This is a genomic window from Streptomyces chumphonensis, from assembly GCF_014779715.1.
GTDB lineage: Bacteria > Actinomycetota > Actinomycetes > Streptomycetales > Streptomycetaceae > Streptomyces > Streptomyces chumphonensis.
The window spans coordinates 16,457-36,918 of sequence record NZ_JACXYU010000001.1; the positions used below are offsets into that span (position 1 = coordinate 16,457).

The following is a 20,462-nucleotide window of genomic DNA, read 5'->3' on the forward strand; positions in this document are numbered from 1 at the left end:
CACCGTTGACCAGGCACGACACTCGTACCGGGGGTCACCGTACGGTGACGCGGAGTGGCGGGTACGGTGCGTCCGGGCGGGTGGACAGGGGTGCTGTGCCGGGGTGGGCACGCTACGCACCGCGATGCTGGTTATCGTACCGGTGACCGGGGGAACGGGCCAGGACGTGAGGGTGGGGGCGTCGCAGTGCGACTGACCGGGCACATCACCGCCGTGCGGGCGGGGCAGGGCGATCCGCACGCCATGCTGGGCGAGTTCCGCAGAACGGCCGTGCTGCTCCCGCACGCGGAGGACGGGCTGCGGGTGGGAGCGTGGGGCGGGTTCCAGTGGATCTACGCCTTCACCGGCGAGGAGCGGCTCGCCCGCTTCGTGGTGGCGCGCGGCGCGCGGCCGGACGAACCGGTGGTGTACCGCTCGGTGCTGGGCGCCCGGCTGCTGGACGCCGTCGTACCGAGCCTGGACGTGCCGACCGGCGTCGCCCTCGACGTCGAGGACGAGGCGACGTCGATGCTGTTCCCGCCCGTGCGCGGCATCGTCCCCGAGGGTGCGGCCGTCGACCGCGGCGAGGACACGACCGCGCGGGAGGCCCGGCGATGAGCGACGAGAACGACGACCTGCGCATCACTCCGGAGACGGTGCACCTGCTCACCAAGGGCATCAACGACGCGATGGCCGAACTGCGCACGTTCACCTCGGAGACGAGCGCGCTGCGCGGGTCCGGGTTCAACGACCTGACGCTGACGACGATGGAGGCCGGCGCCCCGGGGCCGTTCGACGGGTTCTGCGGGAACTGGGAGTGGGGGGTGCGCGGCCTGATGCAGCGGGCGAACCTCGTGGCCGAACGGCTGGACCTGGCGGCGGGTCTGGTCTGGGCGGAGGACGCCTACTGGTCGGCGAAGTTCAAGTACGCGGCCAACGGCTTCGTCCCCGACCGGCAATCCGCACCTGACACAGGAGGAGGTCGCCCAGCAGAGCTACGCGGACATCCTCACCCCCGACGCCCCGGACTTCAGCCCGGAGTCGTTCGCGCGGGCCCGCGAGGACATCAAGGACACCTGGACGGGCGAGGGGCCCGGCGCGGGCGGTGAGGGCTGATGCCCGACTTCCTGGACGACGCGAAGGACTTCGTGGGGGAGAAGACCGGCGGCGTCGTCGACGACCTGGGGGACGTCACGGCGGCGGGGCTGGACTCCCTCGGCGCGGAGGGTGCGGCGGACGCGGTCCGGGAGAAGTCGGACTCGGTGGCGAACCGGCTCGGCGCGGATGTCGCCGAGATGGCGCTCGGCGACACCGACGACGCGAAGAAGCTCGTGCACGGCAGCGCGGGCACGCTGCGCTCCACCGGGCAGCACCTGCTGAACCTCAAGGACGCGTTCGACACCGTCGGCGCGGGTATGAAGGGCGTGGACCCGAGCGATCTGCGCGGGGAGACGGCGCAGGCGTTCGAGGAGAAGATCTCCGTCGAGCCGAAGAAGTGGTTCGAGGCGGCGGACGCCTGCCAGATGGCGGGCCAGGCACTGAGGGACTTCGCGGACACCGTGGAGTGGGCCCAGGGCGAGGCCGCCTCGGCCATCGAGCTCTACCGCAAGGGGCAGAAGGCGTCGAAGGAGGCGCGGGCGGCGCACGAGAGCGAGGTCGAGGCGTACCGCCTGGCCTTCATCGCCCACCACTTCGACCGCGACGACAACCCCCTTCCGACGGAGCCGAAGCCGTTCTCCGACCCGGGCACGGCAGACGTCGAGGCCGCCGTGGAGAAGCTGGAGGAGGCGCGGCGCCAGCGCGACGAGGCGGCCCGCGCCGCGCAGCGCATGGTGGCCGCCGCCCGGGACGCGGCGCCGCCCAAGCCGTCGCTGAAGGAGCAGATGGACTCCGACGCCGAGGGGATGAAGCTCGGCGTCCAGCACTTCGGCGGCGGCGTACTCGAAGGCGGCACGGACCTGTTCCTGTGGGGCCGCAAGCACAGCGTGATCGACCCGTACAACCTCACCCACCCGGGTGAGTACCTCACCAACCTCAACTCCAGCGTCCACGGCATCGCGACGACCGATCCGCGCACCATCCCCAGCACCGTCATGCAGGCGATGCGCAACGACCCGGCCGAGTTCCTCGGCACGCTGGTCCCGGAGCTGATCGGCACGAAGGGTGCGGGCCTGCCCGGCAGTGCCGGGCGGCGGGCGGCGGGCACGCTCGACGACGTCGCCCCCAGCCGGCCGCACGTCGAGCGGAGGGAGCCGGGCCAGGCCGAGACCCAGAACAAGCAGAGGTCCACGGACAACACCGACCCGGTCGACCTGGCGACCGGCATGATGTTCCTGCCGCAGACGGACGTGGCCCTGCCCGGCGCCCTGCCGCTGGTCTTCAGCCGCCAGGTCGACTCCGGCTACCGCTCGGGCCGCTGGTTCGGGCCGTCCTGGGCCAGCACCGCCGACCAGCGGCTGGAGATCGACGCGACGGGCGTCATCCTCGTCACCGAGGACGGCCTCCTCCTGGAGTACCCCCACCCCGCGCCGGACGTCCCCACCCTTCCCGCGCGCGGGCCGCAGTGGCCACTGGAGCGGCACCCGGACGGCGACTACACCCTCACCGACCCCGACACCGGGCACGTCCGCCGCTACACCGGCCCGGAGGAACCGGGCGCGAACGGCGCCGCGCCCCTGGCCGAGATCAGCGACCGCAACGGCCACACGCTCACCTTCAGCTACGACGAAGACGGCACCCCCACCGCCATCGCCCACTCCGCCGGGCACGTCCTGCGCCTGACGGCGTCCGAGGGCCGCATCACCGCCCTGGACCTCCTCGCCGACGACGGCCGGACGACCCCCGTCGTCCGCTACGGCTACACCGACGGCGAACTGACGTCCGTCACCGGCTCCTCCGGCCTGCCGCTGCGGTTCGCGTACGACGCCGAGCACCGCGTCATCGCCTGGACCGACAGCAACGAGCGGCGCTACGACTACGTCTACGACGACCGGAACCGCTGCATCGCCGAGGGCGGCACCGAGGGCCACCTGTCGATCCGGCTCTCCTACGACGCACGCGACGAGGCGACCGGCCACCGCGTCACCACCCTCACCACCGCCGAGGGCCACGTCACCCGCCACCTCGTCGACGACGCGGGCCGGGTCGTCGCCGTCACCGACCCGCTCGGGCACACCACCCGCACCTCCCACGACCACCGCGGCCGCGTCCTGACCCGCACCGACGCCCTGGGCCGCACCACGGCCGTCGAGCGGGACGCGTCGGGCCGACCGGTCGCCGTCACCCGGCCCGACGGCTCGCGCACCGCCGTCGAGTACAACGCCCTCGGGCTGCCGCTGACCGTCACCGGCCCCGACGGCACCTGGCGGCACACCTACGACGAGCGGGGCAACCGCACCTCCGTCACCGACCCGGCCGGCACCACCACCCACTTCGGCCACGACGACGCCGGACACCTGACGTCCGTCACCAACGCCCTCGGGCACACCACCCACGTCGCGTGCGACGCGGCCGGACTGCCGCTGACGATCACCGACCCGCTCGGCGGCGTCACCCGCTACGCCCGCGACACGTTCGGCCGCGTCACCCGCGTCACCGACCCCCTCGGCGCCGTCACCCACCTGGAATGGACCACCGAGGGCAAGCTCCTCTCCCGCACCGGCCCGGACGGCGCCACCGAGAGGTGGACCTACGACGGCGAGGGCAACTGCGTCTCCCACACCGACCCGGCCGGCGGCGTGACGACATACGAGTACGGCCACTTCGACCTGCTCGCCGCGCGCACCGGCCCGGACGGCGTGCGCTACACCTTCGACCACGACACCGCGCTGCGCCTGCGCCGGGTCACCGACCCGCAGGGCCGCGCCTGGAGCTACACCTACGACCCCGCCGGGCACCTGACGTCCGAGACCGACTTCGACGGCCGCACCCAGGCCTACGCCTACGACCCCGCAGGCCACCTCATCGCCCGCACGGGCCCCCTGGGGCAGGTCAGCCGCTTCGAGCGCGGCCCGCGCGGCGAGATCCTGCGCAAGGACGCCGACGGCGCCGTCACCGACTACGCCTACGACGCCGCCGGGCGCCTGCTCAGCGCCGTCAGCGCCGAGGCGGAGCTGTACCTGCACCGGGACCGAACGGGCCGCGTCAAGTCCGAGACGGTCAACGGCCGCACCACCGCCTTCACCTACGACCGGCTCGGCCGCCGCACCCGCCGCGTGACGCCCATGGGCGCCGTCACCACCTGGGAGTACGACGCGGCCGGCCGCCGCACCGGCATGACGTCCGGCGGGCGGGCGCTGACCTTCGCACACGACGCCGCGGGCCGCGAGACCCGCCGGACCATCGGCGACGACCTCGCCCTCACCCAGCACTGGGACCCGGCGAACCGCCTCACCGAGGCCGTCCTCACCGGCGCGGCGCCCGACCCGGTCACCCACCGCGGCTACGCCTACCGGCCCGACGGCGCGCTCACCGCCGTCCACGACCGCCACACCGGCAGCCGCCGCTTCGACCTCGACGCGGCGGGCCGCGTCACCGCCGTCCACGCGGCCGGGTGGAGCGAGTCCTACGCCTACGACGAGACCGGCAACCAGACGCACGCCGCCTGGCCCGCCGACCACCCCGCCCCCGAGGCCACCGGACCGCGCACCTACACCGGCACCCGCATCACCGGCGCCGGCCGCGTCCGCTACGAGCACGACGACGCCGGCCGCCTGGTGCTGCGCCAGAAACCCCGCCTGTCCCGCAAACCCGACACCTGGCGCTACACCTGGGACGCCGAGGACCGCCTCACCGCCGTCACCACCCCCGACGGCACCCGCTGGCGCTACCACTACGACCCCCTCGGCCGCCGCACGGCAAAACAACGGATGGCCGACGACGGCGAAACCGTCGTCGAGGAGATCCTGTTCGCCTGGGACGGCCCCACCCTCATCGAACAGACCACGACCGCCCCGGGCCTCCCCCACCCCGTCACCCTCACCTGGGACCACCAGGGACTGCACCCCGTCACCCAGACCGAACGCCTCACCGACGCGACCGGTCAACGCGAGATCGACCGCCGCTTCTTCGCCATCGTCACCGACCTCGTCGGCACCCCCACCGAACTCGTCGACGAGACCGGCACCGTCGCCTGGCGCACCCGCTCCACCCTCTGGGGCCACACCACCTGGAACACGGACGCCACCGCCTACACCCCGCTCCGCTTCCCCGGCCAATACAGTGACCCCGAAACCGGCCTCCACTACAACGTCCACCGCTACTACGACCCCGAAACCGCCCGCTACACCACCCCCGACCCCCTCGGCCTCTCCCCCGCCCCCAACCCCACCACCTACGTCCACAACCCCCACACCTGGACCGACCCCCTGGGCCTGGCACCGGACTACGAGGACTCTCGCGAGAGGTTGTATCGAGCGCCGCACGCTGGAAACCGAGAGTCCGAGGCGTATGGGCTCGATCCGAGCAACCACCCTCATACCGAACTGGGCGGGCCAGGAACCGCATACCTCGGCGATTCGGAAAGAGTTGCCCAACAGTATGCGGCACAAGGAGTGTACGAGGACGGCTACCACGAGTACGTGATGAAGTCAGAATTTCGTGAGTCATTTCCCCCAGAACAGTACCGCACCAGCCACGACAATAAGCCCGGCGAACATCAGTGGATTATCCCTCAAGGCGAAATCACTCGCTTTAACGAATTCATCGAAGAAGTGCACTGGATAAACTTCTACAACGGATACACCTGGAAGGGCTGACTCGAGGGCATGTCCACCAACGACATTCCATCACCCGCTAACCCATCTCCAGGAGATGTACACCGGGGAGTCGCGCAAGAAGTCACAGATTTCGGCGCATTCATTTCATTTCAAGGATGCGTCGGCTTGGTGACGGTGCCAAATCTCGCATGGACACGCATTGATTCGCCGCGCGACGTCATCTCTCCCGGAGACGACGTGACGGTGGTGGTGCTGGCTGTAGACGAAGCGCGCAGTAGAATTTCTCTCTCAATTAAAGATCTACAACCCGACCCATTGCTAGAGTTCGCTACTCAGTTTTTGGGAGAAGAGATCAGTGGCAAGGTTACGAAGGTTGCCCCGATCGGCATCTTTCTGAGAGTCCACCCCGGCCTCGAAGGACTGCTACCGGCAGAGGAGTTGCACCAAATGCAGACAGATTGGCGCGATCTGCGAAGTGGAACCGCCATGGATGTCAAGGTATCGGCCATCAACGTTCAGCTACGTAGAATCGCTCTGTCGCTGACGAAACGGGAGAACTAGTACCCCTGAGTCGGTAGTTCGTGTGCGGTATGCGGCGAGAGTGTCGAGGATCTCGTCGGCGGCCTTGGCCCAGATGAACGACTTGGGGTTCTTGTTCCACTCGTTGATCCAGCCGCGGATTTGGCGTTCGAGTTCGATCACGCTGCGGTGGGTCGAGCGGCGGAGCCTCGGCCTAGCTTTGCACGACTGCCTTCAATTGATAAGCGGTGCCCGAGTTGATGCGATGCAGGAAGGAGACGCATATGCACTCCGGGAGCTAAAAGGACTACTGGAAAGATAGAGCGAAATTAGCTCGGATAGTCGACGTAACGTCTCGCATAAGCACGTCTCCGAACTTTGCAGAGAATGGTACGAAGAATGACTGTCCACACTCAAGAGGGATCGGCCCTAGTGCAATCAAAGATTTTCTCACACCACTAGGCCGGCAAGAGCGGACAGCAAGAACCTCCCAGAGCCGCCTCAGCGCCCACAACCGAGGAAACGACCGTCAAAAAAGTAGCAGACTGGAAACGAAGATTCCAAGTATGGCAGTACTCAGTGAGCCATTCAGTTCTCCTCGTGCGAAGCTTTCACCCTCAGCATTATAAAACGCGCATCGATTTCTTGTTCGCAGCCGTTGAAATGATGCATCTACGATCTACGTATCAGAGATTTCGGGTTGACCTGGCCTCAGAACAGGAAGCTCAGGCCATGCTGGGGCAACGCTTCGCGCAGCTCTCCAACGTTCCTCTCTACGTCATCAATGGCGGAGAAGGCTACGTCTGCGCCGGTCGAGTGAATTGGCACGAGGACACCGGAGACCATCACGCACCGTCCGCTTTCGGCCCGTTGCGCGGGACCCCCTAAAACGTAGGACCGCAGTACATGATTCGAGTGGCCTACACCGATGGCACCTATTGAGGTCGAACCCGTGGTGTCGAAGGCCCTCGGGTGCGGGGCGCGCATGGAGTGTGCGCGCCCCGAGCCTCCCGAGCGTCGCCGGGCAGATGTGGCCTGACGTGGCACGGTTACCGGCCGCTGCTCACGTACCCCCAGTAGTCGTCGACGATGGAGTGGAGCTGACGGGCGAAGGTGAGGACCTCCTCGGGCTCCTCCCCGTGTGCGAGACCGTAGGTGATCACCTCGCGGACACCGCTCGTCAAAGTGGCGGGCGGCTCGCTGCCCCACCACTCCAGGTAGTCGATGAGGGGTTCGGGTGCCGCCTCCTTCTCACCGGCCAGACGCGCCAGCTCGTCGAAAACGGTGCACCAGACGGCGAGATCACTGTGCAAGTAGAGAGCCACCGCAGCCGGACTCGCCAAAGCCCCCGGGGCGGTGAGGCTACCGACCGCGCGTCCGAGCAGCCCGCTCGTGGCGATCTTCAGGTCCTCGGGGCGCAGGCCGACGGACTCCGCGACCGGACCCATGAGCGCGTGGGCCTCCGCGATCGTATGGATGGTGAAGCCGAAGAGGCGCGCCGGCGTCTCATGCCGGTGGCGGGCCACCAGCAGTCCATAGGCAGCCAGTTCGGACTCCTGACAGTTGTGTTCGGCGATCACGAGCCGCTGCAGCAACTCCCGATCCACCTCGCCGACACGCATCCGCGCCAGCGTTTCGTTGCGCTGGACGCAGCGGTCGACGTCCGGCCGCATTTCCTCCATCAGTTCTTCCGCGTTCACGAGGTACCTCCTCGGTGTGGTCGCTTAGCCGTGCGATCCAGCACGGCGTACTCGATGACGCGACGGTGAGCCTCCTTTCCAGTGGGTCCGGCGCGCCGGGGCCGGTCGCTCCCGGCCGCGGGGGGAGGACGTTCCTTCCCGAGGACGGGAGGAAGGAGTCAGGGCACGCTGCCGCACCACGTCCTGCGACTGTCGTGCCGCTCCAGGAATCGGGCCAGGCGTTCGGCCACATCGTCGATGACGTCGCACGGGGGCATGGTCACCATGCGCAGGTGTCCGGGGGGCACGGGGCCCAGCCCGGCACCCGGTACGACGAGCAGGCCCTCCTCACGCAACAGGCCGCCGGCGAGGGCGTCGCCGTCCACGCGGTACCGCCGGACGTCGATGCGGGGGAAGGCGTAGAAGGCACCACCGGGCTTCACGCAGTGGATTCCGGGGATACCGGCGAGCGCACGCAGCAGGTGGTCCCGTCGGTGGCGGAAGGCACCTCCGGGTCCGGTCAGGTCCTTGGTGTCGTCCACCCGCAGCGCGGTCGGCACCACGCGTTGAGCGGGCACGTTGGGACAAAGCCGCAGGGACGTCACGGTGTCGAGCGCCGTGGCCAGAGTGGCGCGGGCCGCACGAGGGCCCGTCAGCACCGCCCAGCCCATGCGGAATCCGGGGACGCGGCTGCGCTTGGAGAGCCCGCCGAAGGTCACGCAGGGCGTGTCCGGGGCGCAGGTCGCCAGCGGCGAGTGGAGCGCGCCGTCATACAGGAAGTCGTCGTAGATCTCGTCGGCCAGGAGCAGGAGCCCGTGACGCCGGGCGAGGGCGGCGATGGCATCGACCACAGGGCGCGGCCAGACGGATCCGGTGGGGTTGTTCGGATTGATCGCCACGATGGCCCGGGTGCGTGCGGTGATCCTGTCGCGCAGGGCCACGGGGTCCGGCAGCCACCCCGACGTCTCGTCGCACGGGTAGTGCACCGGCCGGCCACCCGCCAGCACGGTCGACGCCGTCCACATCGGGTAGTCCGGTGCCGGGATCAGCACCTCGTCCTGCGGTTCGAGGAGGGCATGAAGTGTCGAAGCGGCGAGTTCCGACACTCCGTTGCCCAGGTAGACGTCCTCCGCCTCGACCGTGTCGAAGCCCTTCCCCCGGTAGTGGCCGGCCACCGCCTCCCGCGCGTCGGGGAGTCCCCGTGCCGGCCCGTAGGCGGCGGAGCGGTCGATTCCGTCTCGCATGGCCCGCACCACCTCCGGTCGGGGCGGCAAACCGTGGGCCACGGGGTCGCCCACGTTCATGCTGACCACCGAACGCCCCTCGGCCCGCATGCTTTCGGCGCGTGCCGCCAGGGGGCCACGCAGGCTGTAGCTCACTCCGGAGAGCTTGCTGGACGTGGAGAGCACGGCTCGGGACATGACGGTCGGCCTTTCGCTGGGAGAACGGCGAGTGGCGATACAGGACGCGGTTCGGCGACTCGCACCGCGTCGGCGCTACGGCGAGTGCCAAGGCACCGAGGCGTGCGCCGGGGCACGCATAAGGCATCGCCTTCTTCGGGTGGCGGCTCGACATGACGCGTCCCGCGTGTATCCGCCCCCGCGCCATCTCTCGTCTTCGGTTCTGATACGCGTTGGCGACGGGATTCCCAGTTTCCTGGTGGAACCGCGAACGCCACGACACTACGGCTTTCCCTCCCTGTGAGAACCATGCCGCCGAGGGGTGGGTACCTTGGTACTGGACCTTCCTCGGCTCGGAGTCCGGGCTGGTCATCGACGCGAAGAACTGACGAAGCCGTCAGTGGACGCTGAGCGGTTGTGGTCAACTCCTCGCTCATCACCCGTCGCACGGGTCATGAACGCTCCGGGATGTTTTCACCTTTCCTGAAAGCGCAAGGACGGTTTCGAACGGGCTGTCGTTCTCATCGCCTCTGACTCCGTGCGACTGAGTGCGCGGGGATTGGCCCGAGCGTGGTGAGCCACTTGAGATGCCTTGCCAGAGGCGGAATACCGATGAGTAGCGCATGGCAAGTAGTTGACAGGTGATTGCTGTGCGGGGTGGCCGCTGCCTACGCTCCGGTGGAGCACGGCTTCTCATCGGAAGTTCACAGCGACGGGGGTTCTACGTGGTACTGGAGAGTACGAGCACGCTCAACGACACGGTGCCGAAAGTCGACGGTCGCGCCGTCATCGGGAACACCTGGGAGTTCAAGAAGGACCGCCTTGAACTCTTCCAGCGCACCTTCGAAACCTGTGGCGACCTGGGGGTTTACTCGCTCGCCGGTGAGGACGTCTTCCTGGCCAACTCCGTCGAGTTGGTGCACGAGATCCTGATCAAGCACGGCAGTCTCTTCGAGAAGACCGACCGTTTCCGTGCATTCGCCCGGCCGCTGTTGGGTGACGGGCTGCTCACCGCCACCAATGAGGACCACAAACGGAATCGACGGCTCATCCAGCCGCGCTTCCGGACCGCAGTGATCCGGAACTCCGCCGACTCCGCCGCCCAGGTCGCCGGAACCGTGGCCGAACGCTGGGAGGACGGCAGCGTCATCGACGTGCGCCGGGAGATGGTCAGGCTGGTCCTGGGCATGGTCGGCCGGAACCTGTTCAGCAAGGACATCCTCGGCGAGGCGGACGATCTCGGTAACGCCCTCACCGACGCCATCCACGGGTTCGACTCGCAGGCCAGCGCTCTCGTCCCGTTGACCATCGGCTGGCCGACACCGGCGAATCTGCGCTACCGCAGCGCCATCCGGCGCCTGGAGCGCACCTTCTACACGTTCCTCGCCGAGCGCCGCGCCATGGCCGAGAAGCCGGACGACTGGCTGAACCTCCTCATGGAGTGCACCGACGACAACGGGGTGCCCTTCGACGACAAGGAGATCCGCGACGAAGCGCTCAACATGTTCATGCCTGGGCATGAGACGACCGCGACCGGTCTGGCCTGGAGCTTCCACCTGCTGAGTAAGTACCCCAAGGTCTACGACCGCCTGCTCGCGGAGTCCGACGAGGTGCTGGGCGGACGCCTGCCGACCCTGGAGGACCTCGACCGACTCCCCTACGCGCTCCAGGTCTTCAAGGAGGCCATGCGGCTCTATCCGCCGGTCTACATGTTCTCCCGGCAGGCGACGGCCGACGTGGACATCCTCGGCCATCGCATCCCGGCCGGCGCCAGTGTCATCTTCAGTCCCTACGTGCTGCACAGGCGCGAGGACTACTTCCCCGACCCGCAGCGTTTCGACCCCGACCGGTTCGCCCCGGAGGCCGAGAAGCAGATGCGGCGTCATTCCTACATCCCGTTCGGCGCGGGCCACCGGGTCTGCATCGGCAACCACCACGCGCTGCTCGGCGGCCACGTCGCTCTGGCCACCATCGCCGGTCAGGTGCGTCTGCACTCGCTCCCCGGGCCGTCGCCGGTCAAGGAACCGATGGTCACCCTGCGTCCCAAGGGCGAGTTGCGCATGCGGGTCACACGGCGGAACCAGGGCACCACGGCGACCGCGACCCCGCCGCCCCGGACGGCTGAGGCCGACGCCGCCCCGGCCTGCCCGTACGGACATCAGGTCGAGACGACGTAGGCGGAGCGACTCCACGCCGCAGGCTCCGTGTCCGTCCGGATCGCCGGTGCGGGACCGTCCTCCTGCTCGGACAGGGCACGGAGCACGTGGCGTGGTGAGCGGTGGTCAGGACCTGCGAATCGTGAGCAGGGCTGGGGGGGGCTCTGCGTCCACCGAGGCAGCGTCACCGGGACATGCCGATGACGCACGCCCGACGCCGGTCAGGTCACGGGGGCATCGGGTTGCGCCGGTACGGTGCGCGGGCGCAGGACCATGAGCGAGTCCTCCACAGCCGCCACCATGGCGAAGGGGAACCGGTCGAGCTCAAGGCAGAGTGCGACATCGTGGGGATGCGTTCCCTGACGTACCCCCTCCGCGAGCTCGGTGGCGGCGGGCGACTCGGCAGCTCGGCGGAGGAACGGAGAAGCGTCTACCTCGGCGCCGTTCGACCTGCGAGCGATGTACTCGGCGCACGCCAGGTCTTCGTCGGCCTGTCCGTCTTCGCCGGTGACCACGAACGTGACGCTGCCGTGCCCGCGTGTCCGCAGGAGCCGAGCCGTCGCCTCCGCCACCACGCAGCCGGCGCACAGCACCAGCGCCGCGTCCTTGACGGCGAGGGCGCCGACCGTCCCCGCGGTGGTCTTCTGCACGACAGTCCGTCCACGAAGGTCGGCTGCACGCAGCACTCCGGGAGAGTTGACCAGGTCGAACCCCTCCGCGGGCGGGCCGTCCTTGAGCGCCACCCAATCCGGGTGGCGGGTCTTGAGTGCCCGAGCGTCGTCCAACGACTCGGCGAGCACGATCTTCTCCGCGCCCTGGGCAAAGGTCCAGGCAGCCACGGTGAAGGCCCGCATCACGTCGACCACGACCGCCACGGACGGGGCTTCGACCAGCCCGGCGATACCAACGAAGCGAGCGTCTGTTCCGGTCATGCCGGCGCAGCGTACTCAGGCTGCTCGCGCCTCGGTGCGTTCGACCAGTCGGCCCGTTGTCGAAGGTCAACTGCCCGAGGGCTCAGATCCTTTGACCAGAGCCGCGATCCGTACGGTACGTCAGCGTACGGGCACTCACGGTGGACAGTACGACGTGGCGCAGGTCACGCTGGTGTGTGGTGAGCGGGAGCGTCCGGGCTCACGCACGGTGGCGAAGGGGCCGTTCATGTGGACAGGGGATGTCGTCGGTTCGGTGGCCGAGAGCGAGCGGGAACCGGACCCGTCGGACAGTCTGCGGACGTTCGGCGCCGTCGTCCAGGCCCTCCGCGAGCACGCGGGGCTCACACGGGCTCAGTTCGCCGAGCACGTGCGGTTCTCCAAGCACACGGTGGAGTCCGTGGAACTGGGGCGGCGTATGCCGGACGAGCAGTTCATCGAACGGGCTGAGGCCGTCCTCGGCAACACCGGCGCCCTGCGCCGCGCGGCCCGTCACCTCACACGCGGCGAGCCCGGTCTTGCCGCGTGGTTCCGCCGCTGGGCCCGGCTGGAGCGGGAGGCGGTCAGCCTGTGCACGTACGAGTGCCGCCTGGTCCCGGGCTTGTTGCAGTCGGAGGCGTATGCGCGAGCTGTCTTCGACAACGGCATCCCGCTGCTGACGGACGAACAACTCGAAGCGCAGGTGACGGCCCGACTCGAACGGCAGGAGATGCTGTCCGCACGCCCGCAGGTGCCGTTCAGCTTCATCGTGGAACAGTCCGTCTTTCACCGCAGGCTGGGTGGCGAGGAGGTGCTTCGCGATCAGATCAACCACGTACTGGAGCACACGCGACCGCGCAACGTCACGCTGCAACTCATGCCGCTTAACGCCGAGTACCACGCGTGCCTGGATGGCCCCGTGCGACTCTTGGAGTCGCCGCAGGGCCGCCGCTACGCATACTCCGAGGGACAGCAAAACGGACGGCTCATTCTGGGCTTGAAAGAGGTGGCTCTCCTCCATCAGCGATATGACACACTTCGCTCGCAGGCCCTGCCGCCTAAAGAATCGCGGGACCTGTTGGAGCGTCTGAGGGGAGAGCTGTGAAGAACAGTGACCTGGAGTGGTTCAAGTCCAGCTACAGCGGCACCCAGGGCGACGACTGCGTGGAAGTCGCGGTCACTAAGGCCGTCGTGCACGTGCGGGACTCCAAGGACTTGACGCGTCCTGACTTTGCTGTCTCTTCTGAAGGTTGGGCGCAGTTCGTGAGGTTCGCGACCGGCGCGTAGCGGACTCGACTGCGGGAGGGTCATGAGGACGAACGACGAGGCGTGGGTCAAGTCCAGCTACAGCAGTGCGCAGGGCGACGACTGCGTAGAGGTCCTCGTCAGTGGGCCTGCTGTGCACGTGCGGGACTCCAAGGACGTGACGCGTCCCCATGTCGGCGCCTCGCCCGCGGCGTGGGTCTCTCTCGTGGGCTTCGTCGGCGGTCGGTGACGGTGCTCGCCGTCGTGTGACGGCGGGCTCGGCCGCCGGACGGGCGCGGTTCTCGCGCGGGCTGCTCGTCCCTACAGTGGGAGCGCCAGAATCCCCAGGCGAAGGACTCCCGCATGGCTTCACGCACCCCGCTCTTACGGCGGCGGACCGCCCGGCTGATGCAGGCCGGGGCCGTCGCGCTCGCCACGCTCACCGCGCTCGTCGTCCACGCACCCACGGCCGCCGCCTCGGACGTCTGCGGTCGTCAGGTCGGCGGGGACATCCTCGTCGCCTACAACGCCACCGGCGGTCAGGGCGGGCCGCTCGGCTGCCCCACCACCGACGAACTGGCCACCCCGGACGGGATCGGTCGTTACAACCACTTCACCGGCGGCAGCATCTACTGGACTCCGCAGACCGGCGCGCACCCCGTGTGGGGCGCGATCCGGGGCAAGTGGGAGTCCATGGGCTGGGAAACGAGCGAGCTCGGTTACCCGACGTCCGGTGAGCTGACCAACCCCGACGGTGTCGGCAAGCGGCAGACGTTCCAGGGCGGCACCGTCTACTGGCACCCGTCCTACGGTGCCCACCCCGTGTGGGGGAAGATCGGCGAGCTCTGGGGCCAGTACGGTTGGGAGGGCGGGCCGTTCGGCTATCCCACCTCCGACGAGCTGTGGGACGAGGCCAACCAGTCGGTCTACCAGCGCTACTCGAAGAACAAACTCAGCCTGTTCTGGTCGTCGGGCAACGGTGTCGAGGGCTGCACGGGCGAGTGCGTCGGCTACTCCGGCACCACCGGTACGGACTGGTTCCGCGAGGTCCGCGTGGAGATCCCGTACGGCACGAGCCACGTCGTCGTCCGCGCGTTCCCGACGGAGGCGGGATTCCACCACGCGCGCACCGACTTCCAGGGCGCCTGGTACCAGATGTGGTCCCTCGCGCCCTACCCGAACGACGTCAGTCAGAGGGAGCACAACTCCCTGTACCAGCAGCACGCCTGCCACGCGAAGTTCGCCGCCGAGCTGCTGCCCGGCGGGTGGAACACCGGCGAGAGCTTCGACCTGGAGTCGTGGCGCGGCGACATCGGCATGGAGGACGCGACGAGCCTGACGAAGTTCCTCGACCACACCTGTCAGTGGGACTGATCGGGAGCCCCTGAGCGCACGCCCCCGGCCGCCGAGAGGCGCTAGGGAGGGCCGGGGCAGGCGTGGCGGGGACGCCAGTCAGGGGGCGAAGATCGAGGCGATGACGCCGATGACGACGCAGATGCCGATCATCGCGCCGAAGACGTAGAGCAGCTTCTTCTGACCGTTGCCGGGGTTGGGGTCGAGCACAGGCATGCGATCAGTGTCGCACCTGGAGGTCGTCCTCCACGCACCGGTTCCGTCCGGCGACGAGGCCGACGCCGAGCTGGATCACCATGAGGACGGCGAGGAGGGCCAGCGGGGCCTCCCAACCGCCCGTCGCGCCGTGCAGGGCGCCGACGAGCAGCGGGCCGGGGATGGAGATGAGGTAGCCGGTGCTCTGCACGAACGCGGAGAGCTGGGCCACTCCCCCGCTGGTCCGGGCGCGCATGCCGATCATGGTGAGGACCAGCGGGAACGCGCAGTTCGAGACGCCCATGAACAGCGCCCAGGCCCAGGCGCCCTCGGCCGGGGCGAGCCACAGGCCGGTGTAGCCGGTCAGGCCGCACACGCCGAGGAGGAGGACGAGGGGGGCCTGGTGGTTCAGCCGGGCGGCGACCCGGGGCAGGACGAAGGAGAGCGGTATGCCGAGGCCCATGGTGACGGCGAGCAGCACCCCGGCGGTGGACGCGGACAGCCCGGCGTCGCGGTAGATCTGCGGCACCCAGCCCATGGTGACGTAGGCGGCGGTGGCCTGGAGGCCGAAGAAGCAGCCCAGCGCCCAGGCGATGCGGGAGCGGGTGATGCGCAGCGGCGGGGACGGCGGGGTGCCGTCGGCGGCGGCGCCGGTGCCGGGCGGCCCGGCCGGCGCCGTGTCGCCGTGGTGGCGGTCGCGGAGGAACACCGCGAACCAGGGCAGGAGGGCGAGCGCGGCGAGGACGGCCCACAGGCCGATGCCGGTGCGCCAGGTGCCGCCCAGGGCTTCGGTGGCCGGGACGGTCAGGGCCGCCGCTGCCGCCGTGCCCAGGGAGAGGGCCATGGAGTAGAGCCCGGTCATGGCGCCGACGCGGTCGGGGAAGTAGCGCTTGACGATGACGGGCATCAGCACGTTGCTGACGGCGATGCCCGCGAGCGCGAGGGCGGTGGTGAGGAGGAAGACCGTCGTGCCCCCGGCCAGCGGGCGCAGGGCGAGCCCGGCGGTGATGGCGGCCATGCCGGCGAGGACGACGGCGGCCGGGCCGTGGCGGCGGGCCAGCCGGGAGGCGACGCTGCCGAAGACGGCGAAGCACAGGGCCGGCACCGAGGTGAGGACACCGGCGACGGCGCTGCTCATGCCCAGGCCCGCGCGGACCTCTTCGAGGAGGGGCCCGAGGCCGGTGACGGCGGGCCGCAGGTTGAGCGCGGCGATGACGAGGCCGAGGACGACCAGGCGCGGCGTCCAGCGTGCCGCGCCGGGGGTGCGCCCGGAGACGCCCGGGACCGCCGTGCCGCCCGAGCCGCCTGCGCCGTGGGCGCCGCCGGAGGCGCGGGGGGCCGGTGGGGCGGGTGCCGGGGCGGGGGGCTCGGGCGCGTCGAGGGTCGTCGGGTCTTCCTGAGGCATGGCGCCCATCATAGAATCATCGGATGAATATGGGCCAGCCGCTGTCCCGCCACCCGTCTCCCGAAGGGCGATGAGCCGATGCCGCTGAACTCCCCGCGCCGCTCCGCACTGGCCGACCAGGTCATCGACGCGCTGCGTGCGCAGATCACCTCGGGCGAGTGGCCGCTCGGCAGCCGCATCCCCACCGAGCCCGAGCTCGTCGAGCAGCTCGGGGTGGCGCGCAACACCGTCCGGGAGGCCGTGCGGGCGCTGGCCCACAACGGGCTGCTGGACATCCGGCAGGGCTCGGGCACCTACGTGGTCGCGACGAGCGAGCTGGCGGGCGTCATGCACCGGCGCTTCGCGCAGGCCGACCCGGTGCACATCGCGGAGCTGCGCGCGACGCTGGAGGCCGAGGGGGCCCGGCTGGCCGCACTGCGCCGCACCGAGCAGGACGTGCGCCAGCTGTACGCGCTGCTGGAACGGCGGGAGGAGGCGTGGGCCTCGGGGGACGTGGAGCGGTTCGTCGGCGCGGACGCCACGCTGCACCTGGCCGTGGTGCGGGCCTCGCACAACGAGGTGCTGACCGCCCTGTACTCGGACGTGGGCTTCGTGCTGCGGGACTACCTGCGCCGGGACGTCGGCGAGGAGCTGCGGGCCGAGGAGCACCTGGACCACGCCCGCATGATCGACGCCGTCCGCGACGGGGACGCCGAGCTGGCGGCCCGCGAGGCCGCCTCCTACACCGCCCACTGCCGGGCGTAGGCGCCGGTCCGGCGCGGCCGGGTCCAGGTCCCGAGGGGAAGCGGGAACCGGGGGTGTTGCTGGGGGATCCACCGGGGCGGATGGGAGCGGCAGCGGCCAGGCTCGGCGTCCGGGGCACGCCGGCGGAGGCGGCCGAGGGCCGACGCGCCCGGAGAGGAGTGCTCGTCTTGCTGTTCGAGGATCTCTACATCGCTGGTCTCGCCGCCTGCCTTCCCCCACGGGTGTCCGTGCGGCACGCCGTGGCGCAGGGCTGGTACGACGCGGCGGAGGCGGAGAGCCTGGAGTGGGAGTCGGTCGCCGTGGCCGGGGACCGTCCGGCTCCGGACCTGGCCGTCGAGGCCGCCCGCGAGGCGCTGGCGCGATCGGGCCACGCGGCCGAGGAGATGTCCGTCCTGCTGCACGCCTCGTGCCACCACCAGGGACCGGACCTGTGGTCGCCGCAGCACTACATCCTGCGGCACACCCTCGGCGGCACGATCCCCGCCCTGGAGATCCGGCAGGGCTGCAACGGCTTCCTCGCCGCGATGGAGCTGGCGGGCAACCACCTCGCCGCCGCGCCGGGACGCACGGCGGCCCTCATCACCTCGGCGGACAACTGGGGGGACCCGCTGATCGACCGCTGGCGCGCCACGCCCGGCGGGCTGTTCGGTGACGCGGCGACGGCCGCCGTCCTCTCCCGCCGCGCGGGCTTCGCCCGTCTGGTCAACGTGTGCGCCACCTCGCTGCCGGAGTTGGAGGAGCTGAACCGCGGGGGCGAGCCGCTGTTCCCGGCGGGGTGCAGCACCGGCGTGCGGGTGGACCTGCGCGAGCGGGCGGCCACCTACCAGGGCGAGCAGGACCTCGTGCACGCGGGACGTCTGATGGGGCAGACCCAGCGCGACCTCATCGCGCGCACGATCGAGGAGGCCGGGCTCACGCCCGACGCGATCACCCGCGTGGCGCACCAGTTCGTCGGCGACCGGCAGGTCCTGCGGCGACTGCTGGAGCCGTTCGGTGAGGACGCCGTGGACCGGGGGGTGTTCGACTTCGGCCGGGCGCTGGGCCACACCGGCGCCAACGACCAGACCAGCGGCCTGCACCACCTCCTGACCACCGGCGGCGTCGCACCGGGCGACCACGTGATGCTGCTGGGCGCGGGCGCCGGCATCGCCTTCTCGTGCGCCGTCGTGGAGATCACCGACGTGCCCGCGTGGGCGGGTACTCCGGACGGTTCCGCGTGACGGTGGGCACATCCGCGCTCCGGGACGCGTCCGAGCGGTGGGTCCTGCGGCCCGTGGAGTCCGAGCGCGGGAGCGCTCCGCTGCTGCGGCTGGTCTGCGTGCCGTACGCCGGGGGCGGCGCGGCGGCCTTCCACGGCTGGTCGCGGGAGCTGCTCCCGGCCGTCGAGCCGTGGACGCTGCGGCTGCCGGGCCGGGAGGCGCGGCGGCAGGAGCCCCTGCCGACGGACCTGGTGGCCGTGGCGCGGGACGCGGCACGGGCCCTGGCCGCCCTGCTCACGCCGCCGTTCGCGCTCTTCGGGCACAGCCTGGGGGCCTTCCTGGCGTTCGAGACGGCGCGCGCGCTGCGCGACACGTGGGGCATGGAGCCCGCCCTGCTGGCGGTCTCCGCGCGCAACGCGCCGCAGGAGCCGACCTACCACGGCACGATCCACCGACTGCCCGACGAGGAGTACCTGGAGGTGCTCGACCAGCGCTACGGGGCCATCCCGCCGATCATCCGCGAGGACGCGGGGATGCGGGCCCTGTACCTGCCCATCCTGCGGGCGGACACCGCCCTGCTGGAGACCTACCGGTACGTGGAGGGCCCGCCGTTGAGCTGTCCGATCGCGGCCTACGGGGGCATCGAGGACCCGGAGTCCTCGCACGCCTCGCTGGCCCGGTGGGGCCGCCAGACGACGGCCGGGTGCACCACGAGCCTGCTGCCCGGCGGGCACTTCTTCCTCCAGACCCAGCGGGCCCGGCTGCTCGACCAGCTGCGTGAGGAGGCGCTGCGCTCGCTGGTGCCCTGAGGTCCGGGGCGGACGGGGCGGGCCGAGGGCCCGGCCCGCCCGTCGCTCGTCAGCGGTCGTAGTACCAGGACAACGGGGCCGCGGTGGCCGGGGCAGCGGCGGGGGCGGGCGTCCGGTCCTCGGCGGGCGCGCAGCGGCGGCGGAGCGCGTCGAGTGCGGGGAGGGCGTCCAGGACGGTCCGGAAGGGCAGGCCGAAGTCGACGAGGCAGGCCACCTCGTCGACTCCGATGGAGCGCAGCCGCTCCACGGTCGCCGCGCACTTGTCGGGCGTCCCCAGCAGCGAGCGGCGCGCGTAGTAGTCCTCGGCCATCAGCTCGGCGACCTTGTCCTGTTCGTCGGCGCCGGAGTCGCGCCGCGCGCCGCCGACCGCCTCGTCGGCGCGCTTCTGGGTCATGAACGAGGCCAGGTACCGCTTGACGGGTTCGTGCACGAGGTCCCGGACGGCCTGCTCGTCGTCGCCGACGAACGTGTGCATGCCGACCGTGACCACACCGCCGCCCGGGTCGTGGCCGGCCTCCTCGCGTGCCGCCCGGTAGGAGGCGATGTTCTCCTCCAGCTTCTCCCAGCTGGTGAGCAGGGAGAGGACGTTGAGGTCGCGGCGGCCGGCCTCGATCCAGGTCTGCGGGTTGGAGGTGTGCACGAGCCACAGCGGCAGTTCGGGCTGCCGGGGCCGGGGGTAGGTGCGCACGTCCAGGTCGCGCCCGCCGGGGCCGGGGAAGGCCACGGTCTCGCCGCGCCACAGCGAGCGGAGCGTGGCGACGTGGTCGAGGGTGTACTCCCGGCGCCCCTCGTAGTGTTCGGGGTAGAAGACGAAGTCGCCCTGGTGCCAGCCGGTGGCCACACACACCCCGGCCCGCCCGCCGGAGAGCTGGTCGACGAGCGCCCACTCCTCCACCACCCGGACGGGGTGGTGGTGGGGCAGCACGACACTGCCCGCCCGGATGCGGAGGTGGTCGGTGGCGACGGCGAGCGCGGCGGACAGCACGGCCGGGTTGGGGAAGCTGCCGCCGAACTCCTGGAAGTGCCGCTCGGGGGTCCAGATCGCCGTGAAGCCGTGGCGGTCGATGAACCGGGCCACGTCGAGGATGAAGCGGTAGCGCTCCCCGAAGTCGTTGCGGTCGTTGGCGGAGAAGAAGTAGACGCTGAAGTCCATG

Annotated in this window: 18 protein-coding genes; 12 read left to right on the plus strand and 6 right to left on the minus strand. The window is 70.3% G+C overall.

Translation table 11 applies throughout. The annotated features are described in order from the left end of the window. Positions 1-186 precede the first annotated feature (186 nt). From IF129_RS00105 to IF129_RS00120, 4 genes are read left to right on the plus strand one after another with little or no spacing between them, the layout of a single operon-like run. Positions 187-597, plus strand: coding sequence for a hypothetical protein (locus IF129_RS00105; RefSeq protein WP_191207296.1), 411 nt, complete (start codon positions 187-189; stop codon positions 595-597). Continuing rightward, positions 594-1,088 (plus strand): hypothetical protein, encoded by a 495-nt coding sequence (locus tag IF129_RS00110; protein WP_191207297.1) that lies wholly within the window; start codon positions 594-596, stop codon positions 1,086-1,088. The genes IF129_RS00105 and IF129_RS00110 overlap by 4 nt, the downstream gene beginning before the upstream one ends. A gap of 6 nt (positions 1,089-1,094) precedes the next feature. Further along, positions 1,095-5,735 (plus strand): putative T7SS-secreted protein, encoded by a 4,641-nt coding sequence (locus tag IF129_RS00115; protein WP_191207298.1) that lies wholly within the window; start codon positions 1,095-1,097, stop codon positions 5,733-5,735. Between the two features lie 9 nt (positions 5,736-5,744). Beyond that, complete coding sequence (locus tag IF129_RS00120) at positions 5,745-6,257, plus strand: S1 RNA-binding domain-containing protein (RefSeq protein ID WP_191207299.1); 513 nt, start codon at positions 5,745-5,747, stop codon at positions 6,255-6,257. Between the two features lie 1,007 nt (positions 6,258-7,264). Here the strand turns inward: IF129_RS00120 and IF129_RS00125 are convergent. Beyond that, a complete protein-coding gene (locus IF129_RS00125; protein ID WP_191207300.1) occupies positions 7,265-7,915 on the minus strand; it encodes a hypothetical protein in 651 nt (216 codons plus the stop codon). A 158-nt stretch (positions 7,916-8,073) separates the two neighbouring features. Beyond that, a complete protein-coding gene (locus IF129_RS00130) occupies positions 8,074-9,315 on the minus strand; it encodes an aminotransferase class I/II-fold pyridoxal phosphate-dependent enzyme (RefSeq protein ID WP_191207301.1) in 1,242 nt (413 codons plus the stop codon). 704 nt (positions 9,316-10,019) lie between these two features. Between IF129_RS00130 and IF129_RS00135 the strand changes: the two genes are divergently transcribed. Continuing rightward, a complete protein-coding gene (locus IF129_RS00135; protein WP_191207302.1) occupies positions 10,020-11,471 on the plus strand; it encodes a cytochrome P450 in 1,452 nt (483 codons plus the stop codon). Between the two features lie 200 nt (positions 11,472-11,671). On the opposite strand, the gene IF129_RS00140 is transcribed toward IF129_RS00135, so the two are convergent. Next, positions 11,672-12,382: a 2-phosphosulfolactate phosphatase gene (locus tag IF129_RS00140; protein WP_191207303.1), complete on the minus strand. Its 711-nt coding sequence runs from the start codon at positions 12,380-12,382 to the stop codon at positions 11,672-11,674. Between the two features lie 226 nt (positions 12,383-12,608). Between IF129_RS00140 and IF129_RS00145 the strand changes: the two genes are divergently transcribed. The 4 genes from IF129_RS00145 to IF129_RS00160 all read left to right on the plus strand — a co-directional run bounded on the left by IF129_RS00145 (position 12,609) and on the right by IF129_RS00160 (position 14,977). Beyond that, positions 12,609-13,463 carry a helix-turn-helix domain-containing protein gene (locus IF129_RS00145; RefSeq protein WP_191208191.1) on the plus strand — a complete coding sequence of 285 codons (855 nt, stop codon included), beginning with the start codon at positions 12,609-12,611 and terminating at the stop codon, positions 13,461-13,463. Beyond that, positions 13,460-13,645: a DUF397 domain-containing protein gene (locus IF129_RS00150; RefSeq protein WP_191207304.1), complete on the plus strand. Its 186-nt coding sequence runs from the start codon at positions 13,460-13,462 to the stop codon at positions 13,643-13,645. The genes IF129_RS00145 and IF129_RS00150 overlap by 4 nt, the downstream gene beginning before the upstream one ends. Before the next feature lie 22 nt (positions 13,646-13,667). After that, positions 13,668-13,853 (plus strand): DUF397 domain-containing protein, encoded by a 186-nt coding sequence (locus IF129_RS00155; RefSeq protein WP_191207305.1) that lies wholly within the window; start codon positions 13,668-13,670, stop codon positions 13,851-13,853. A gap of 113 nt (positions 13,854-13,966) precedes the next feature. Then, entirely contained in the window at positions 13,967-14,977 is a 1,011-nt protein-coding gene (locus IF129_RS00160; RefSeq protein WP_191207306.1) for an LGFP repeat-containing protein, read from the plus strand. Between the two features lie 78 nt (positions 14,978-15,055). Here the strand turns inward: IF129_RS00160 and IF129_RS26640 are convergent, their stop codons facing one another. Both IF129_RS26640 and IF129_RS00165 read right to left on the minus strand, forming a co-directional pair. Beyond that, positions 15,056-15,172: an SGM_5486 family transporter-associated protein gene (locus IF129_RS26640; protein ID WP_263576191.1), complete on the minus strand. Its 117-nt coding sequence runs from the start codon at positions 15,170-15,172 to the stop codon at positions 15,056-15,058. 4 nt (positions 15,173-15,176) lie between these two features. Next, positions 15,177-16,556, minus strand: a complete 1,380-nt coding sequence (locus tag IF129_RS00165) for a CynX/NimT family MFS transporter (RefSeq protein ID WP_191207307.1) — start codon at positions 16,554-16,556, stop codon at positions 15,177-15,179. A gap of 78 nt (positions 16,557-16,634) precedes the next feature. Here IF129_RS00165 and IF129_RS00170 point away from each other — a divergent pair, with 78 nt between their 5' ends. The 3 genes from IF129_RS00170 to IF129_RS00180 all read left to right on the plus strand — a co-directional run bounded on the left by IF129_RS00170 (position 16,635) and on the right by IF129_RS00180 (position 19,308). After that, positions 16,635-17,300, plus strand: a complete 666-nt coding sequence (locus tag IF129_RS00170; RefSeq protein WP_191207308.1) for a FadR/GntR family transcriptional regulator — start codon at positions 16,635-16,637, stop codon at positions 17,298-17,300. Positions 17,301-17,467: 167 nt separating this feature from the next. Continuing rightward, positions 17,468-18,520: a ketoacyl-ACP synthase III family protein gene (locus tag IF129_RS00175; RefSeq protein ID WP_191207309.1), complete on the plus strand. Its 1,053-nt coding sequence runs from the start codon at positions 17,468-17,470 to the stop codon at positions 18,518-18,520. After that, positions 18,517-19,308 carry a thioesterase II family protein gene (locus IF129_RS00180; RefSeq protein ID WP_191207310.1) on the plus strand — a complete coding sequence of 264 codons (792 nt, stop codon included), beginning with the start codon at positions 18,517-18,519 and terminating at the stop codon, positions 19,306-19,308. The genes IF129_RS00175 and IF129_RS00180 overlap by 4 nt, the downstream gene beginning before the upstream one ends. A 49-nt stretch (positions 19,309-19,357) precedes the next feature. On the opposite strand, the gene IF129_RS00185 is transcribed toward IF129_RS00180, so the two are convergent. Continuing rightward, on the minus strand, positions 19,358-20,461 hold the full coding sequence (locus tag IF129_RS00185; RefSeq protein WP_191207311.1) for a MupA/Atu3671 family FMN-dependent luciferase-like monooxygenase: 1,104 nt from the start codon (positions 20,459-20,461) through the stop codon (positions 19,358-19,360). Between the last annotated feature and the right edge of the window lies 1 nt (position 20,462).